Source organism: Aeromicrobium sp. IC_218 (assembly GCF_004336805.1).
Lineage (GTDB): Bacteria > Actinomycetota > Actinomycetes > Propionibacteriales > Nocardioidaceae > Aeromicrobium.
Window position 1 is genome coordinate 1 of record NZ_SJXM01000024.1, and the last position, 5,021, is coordinate 5,021.

Annotated in this window: 2 rRNA genes; both read right to left on the reverse strand. The window is 56.6% G+C overall.

Features of this window, described 5'->3' with window-relative positions:
* Positions 1-51: 51 nt before the first annotated feature.
* Positions 52-3,149: ribosomal RNA gene (locus E0W78_RS16325) — 23S ribosomal RNA — on the reverse strand.
* 348 nt (positions 3,150-3,497) lie between these two features.
* A 16S ribosomal RNA gene (locus E0W78_RS16330) occupies positions 3,498-5,013 on the reverse strand.
* The 16S and 23S rRNA genes sit together here, the layout of an rRNA operon.
* Positions 5,014-5,021: the final 8 nt, after the last annotated feature.

Consider the following 5,021-nt stretch of genomic DNA (forward strand, 5'->3'; position numbering starts at 1 on the left):
GGTTCCCGTTCGTATCTCGGGAACCTCACAGTGGACGCGCAGATCGTTGTAGGTAACAAGCCCTCGGCCTATTAGTACCGGTCGGCTACACACATTGCTGTGCTTCCACCTCCGGCCTATCAACCCAGTGGTCTGCTGGGGGCCTTACCTCCTCAAGGGAGTGGGAAACCTCATCTTGAAACATGCTTCCCGCTTAGATGCTTTCAGCGGTTATCACTTCCGAACGTAGCTAAGCAGCGGTGCTCCTGGCGGAACAACTGCCACACCAGAGGTTCGTCCATCCCGGTCCTCTCGTACTAGGGACAGCCTTTCTCAAGTTTCCAACGCGCGCGGCGGATAGGGACCGAACTGTCTCACGACGTTCTAAACCCAGCTCGCGTGCCGCTTTAATGGGCGAACAGCCCAACCCTTGGGACCTGCTACGGCCCCAGGATGCGACGAGCCGACATCGAGGTGCCAAACCATCCCGTCGATATGGACTCTTGGGGAAGATCAGCCTGTTATCCCCGGGGTACCTTTTATCCGTTGAGCGACGCCGCTTCCACTTGCCAGCGCCGGATCACTAGTCCCGACTTTCGTCCCTGCTCGAGCTGTCACTCTCACAGTCAAGCTCCCTTGTGCACTTACACTCGAAACCTGATTGCCAACCAGGCTGAGGGAACCTTTGGGCGCCTCCGTTACATTTTAGGAGGCAACCGCCCCAGTTAAACTACCCATCAGGCACTGTCCCTGATCCGGATCACGGACCTAGGTTAGATATCTAGTACAGTCAGAGTGGTATTTCAACGATGACTCCACACTCACTGGCGTGAATGCTTCACAGTCTCCCACCTATCCTACACAAACTGAACCAAACACCAATACCAAACTATAGTAAAGGTCCCGGGGTCTTTCCGTCCTGCCGCGCGTAACGAGCATCTTTACTCGTAGTGCAATTTCGCCGAGTCCATGGTTGAGACAGCGCCCAAGTCGTTACTCCATTCGTGCAGGTCGGAACTTACCCGACAAGGAATTTCGCTACCTTAGGATGGTTATAGTTACCACCGCCGTTTACTGGGGCTTAAGTTCTGTGCTTCGCTTGCGCTGACACGTCCCCTTAACCTTCCAGCACCGGGCAGGAGTCAGTCCGTATACGGCGTCTTTCGACTTAGCACGGACCTGTGTTTTTAGTAAACAGTCGCTTGGGCCTGGTCTCTGCGGCCTTCAACGCTTCGTGGAGCAAGTCCACTCACGAATCCGGCCCCCCTTCTCCCGAAGTTACGGGGGCATTTTGCCGAGTTCCTTAACCATGGTTCACTCGATCACCTTAGTATTCTCTACCTGACCACCTGAGTCGGTTTGGGGTACGGGCGGCTCTGAACCTCGCTAGATGCTTTTCTCGGCAGCATAGGATCACTCACTTCGACTCAATCGTCTCGGCATCAGCTCTCAGACATGTGAACGGCGGATTTGCCTACCGTTCGTCCTACGACCTTGCCCGCGGTCTACCATCGCCGCGGTTGAGCTACCTTCCTGCGTCACACCATCGCTTGCCTACTACCAGCTCGGGTCAGGCGCTACGCGCACCATAACCACCGAAGTGGCTTTAGGTACGTTTCGGGCCCTTAGCATCACTGGATTCAGCATGGGCGGTTCAACGCCGGTACGGGAATATCAGCCCGTTGTCCATCGACTACGCCTGTCGGCCTCGCCTTAGGTCCCGACTTACCCAGGGAAGATTAGCTTGACCCTGGAACCCTTGGTCATCCGGTGGAAGAGTTTCTCACTCTTCATTCGCTACTCATGCCTGCATTCTCACTCGTGTCGCGTCCACGGCTGGGTCACCCCGCCGCTTCACTCCCGACACGACGCTCCCCTACCCATCCACGCACCTGGACCACGAAGGCCTGGTACACGCGTGAATGCCATAGCTTCGGCGGATTACTTGAGCCCCGCTAAATTGTCGGCGCAGAATCACTTGACCAGTGAGCTATTACGCACTCTTTCAAGGATGGCTGCTTCTAAGCCAACCTCCTGGTTGTCTATGCGACTCCACATCCTTTTCCACTTAGTAACCGCTTAGGGGCCTTAGCTGATGGTCTGGGCTGTTTCCCTCTCGACTACGGAGCTTATCCCCCGCAGTCTCACTGCCACGCTCTCACTTACCGGCATTCGGAGTTTGGTTGAGTTCAGTAAGCTGGTAAGCCCCCTAGCCCATCCAGTGCTCTACCTCCGGCAAGAAACACGTGACGCTGCACCTAAATGCATTTCGGGGAGAACCAGCTATCACGGAGTTTGATTGGCCTTTCACCCCTATCCACAGGTCATCCCCCCAGTTTTTAACCTAGGTGGGTTCGGTCCTCCACGCGGTCTTACCCGCGCTTCAACCTGCCCATGGATAGATCACTCCGCTTCGGGTCTAGATCGTGCAACTCAGACGCCCTGTTCGGACTCGCTTTCGCTACGGCTACGGCACACGCCTTAACCTCGCTACACAACGCTAACTCGCAGGCTCATTCTTCAAAAGGCACGCCGTCACCCCGAAAGGCTCCGACGGCTTGTATGCACATGGTTTCAGGTACTATTTCACTCCCCTCCCGGGGTACTTTTCACCTTTCCCTCACGGTACTAGTCCGCTATCGGTCATCGAGGAGTATTTAGGCTTAACGGGTGGTCCCGCCAGATTCACACCGAATTTCAGGGGTTCGGTGTTACTCGGGGTCACGCACAAGAGCCATGAGCTTACGTCTACGGGGGTCTCACCCTCTATGCCACGACTTTCCAGCCGTCTCAACTTCACTCATGGTTTATGACTCTTCGTCTGTCCGGCAGAACAGACCATGCGGCCCCACAACCCCCCAAGTACAACGCCCGCCGGCTATCACATACTTGAGGTTTAGCCTCTTCCAGTTTCGCTCGCCACTACTCCCGGAATCACTGTTGTTTTCTCTTCCTGCGGGTACTGAGATGTTTCACTTCCCCGCGTTCCCTCCAACTACCCTATGTGTTCAGGTAGAGGTGACTGGACTTTCCTCCAGCCGGGTTTCCCCATTCGGACACCCCCGGATCACAGCTCGGTTGTCAGCTCCCCAGGGCTTATCGCAGACTCCTACGTCCTTCATCGGCTCTCGATGCCAAGGCATCCACCATGTGCACTTAGTAGCTTGTTGTTTCTACAAAGATGCTCGCGTCCACTGTGAAGTTCTCAAAATACGACCGGTCCCGCCCCCCAACCCGACGCCTACCACCACCCGAAGGCACTGACGGTTCGTACGGAGAAGACGATCCGAAGAAACCCGATCCGAAGACCCGATCCCTCAGGACCCAACAGTGTGCAGACCACCCGAACCACCCAGACCCCACGTTCCACGCCGCAAGCGGCAGTACTAGCAAGACCCGAGATCCTCGAGCAGTCATAGTCGACGTCCACTAGTGAGCTGAGACCGCACCAGCACATTCGGCTGGTCAACGACTCAATGGACCACACAGACCAAGTCTGCGGGCCAGATGCTCCTTAGAAAGGAGGTGATCCAGCCGCACCTTCCGGTACGGCTACCTTGTTACGACTTCGTCCCAATCGCCAGCCCCACCTTCGACGGCTCCCTCCACAAGGGTTAGGCCACCGGCTTCGGGTGTTGCCGACTTTCATGACGTGACGGGCGGTGTGTACAAGGCCCGGGAACGTATTCACCGCAGCGTTGCTGATCTGCGATTACTAGCGACTCCGACTTCATGGGGTCGAGTTGCAGACCCCAATCCGAACTGAGACCGGCTTTTTGGGATTCGCTCCACCTCGCGGTATCGCAGCCCATTGTACCGGCCATTGTAGCATGCTTGAAGCCCTGGACATAAGGGGCATGATGACTTGACGTCATCCCCACCTTCCTCCGAGTTGACCCCGGCAGTCTCCTATGAGTCCCCACCATAACGTGCTGGCAACATAGGACGAGGGTTGCGCTCGTTGCGGGACTTAACCCAACATCTCACGACACGAGCTGACGACAGCCATGCACCACCTGTATACCGACAAAAAGGGGCACCATCTCTGGCGCTTTCCGGCATATGTCAAACCCAGGTAAGGTTCTTCGCGTTGCATCGAATTAATCAGCATGCTCCGCCGCTTGTGCGGGCCCCCGTCAATTCCTTTGAGTTTTAGCCTTGCGGCCGTACTCCCCAGGCGGGGCGCTTAATGCGTTAGCTGCGGCACGGAAACCGTGGAAGGTCCCCACACCTAGCGCCCAACGTTTACGGCATGGACTACCAGGGTATCTAATCCTGTTCGCTCCCCATGCTTTCGCTCCTCAGCGTCAGGAAATGCCCAGAGAACCGCCTTCGCCACCGGTGTTCCTCCTGATATCTGCGCATTCCACCGCTACACCAGGAATTCCGTTCTCCCCTGCATCCCTCTAGTCAGCCCGTATCGGAAGCACGCTCAGGGTTAAGCCCTGAGTTTTCACTCCCGACGTGACAAACCGCCTACGAGCCCTTTACGCCCAATAATTCCGGACAACGCTCGGACCCTACGTATTACCGCGGCTGCTGGCACGTAGTTGGCCGGTCCTTCTTCTGCAGGTACCGTCACTTTCGCTTCGTCCCTGCTGAAAGAGGTTTACAACCCGAAGGCCGTCATCCCTCACGCGGCGTTGCTGGATCAGGCTTTCGCCCATTGTCCAATATTCCCCACTGCTGCCTCCCGTAGGAGTCTGGGCCGTGTCTCAGTCCCAGTGTGGCCGGTCACCCTCTCAGGCCGGCTACCCGTCGTCGCCTTGGTAGGCCATTACCCCACCAACAAGCTGATAGGCCGCGAGCTCATCCCTGTCCAGCGGACTTTTCCACCACCAACCATGCAGAAGGAGGTCATATCCGGTATTAGCCACCGTTTCCAGTGGTTATCCCAGAGACAGGGGCAGATTGCTCACGTGTTACTCACCCGTTCGCCGCTCGTGTACCCCCGAAAGGGCCTTACCGCTCGACTTGCATGTGTTAAGCACGCCGCCAGCGTTCGTCCTGAGCCAGGATCAAACTCTCCGTTGAAAAACCCC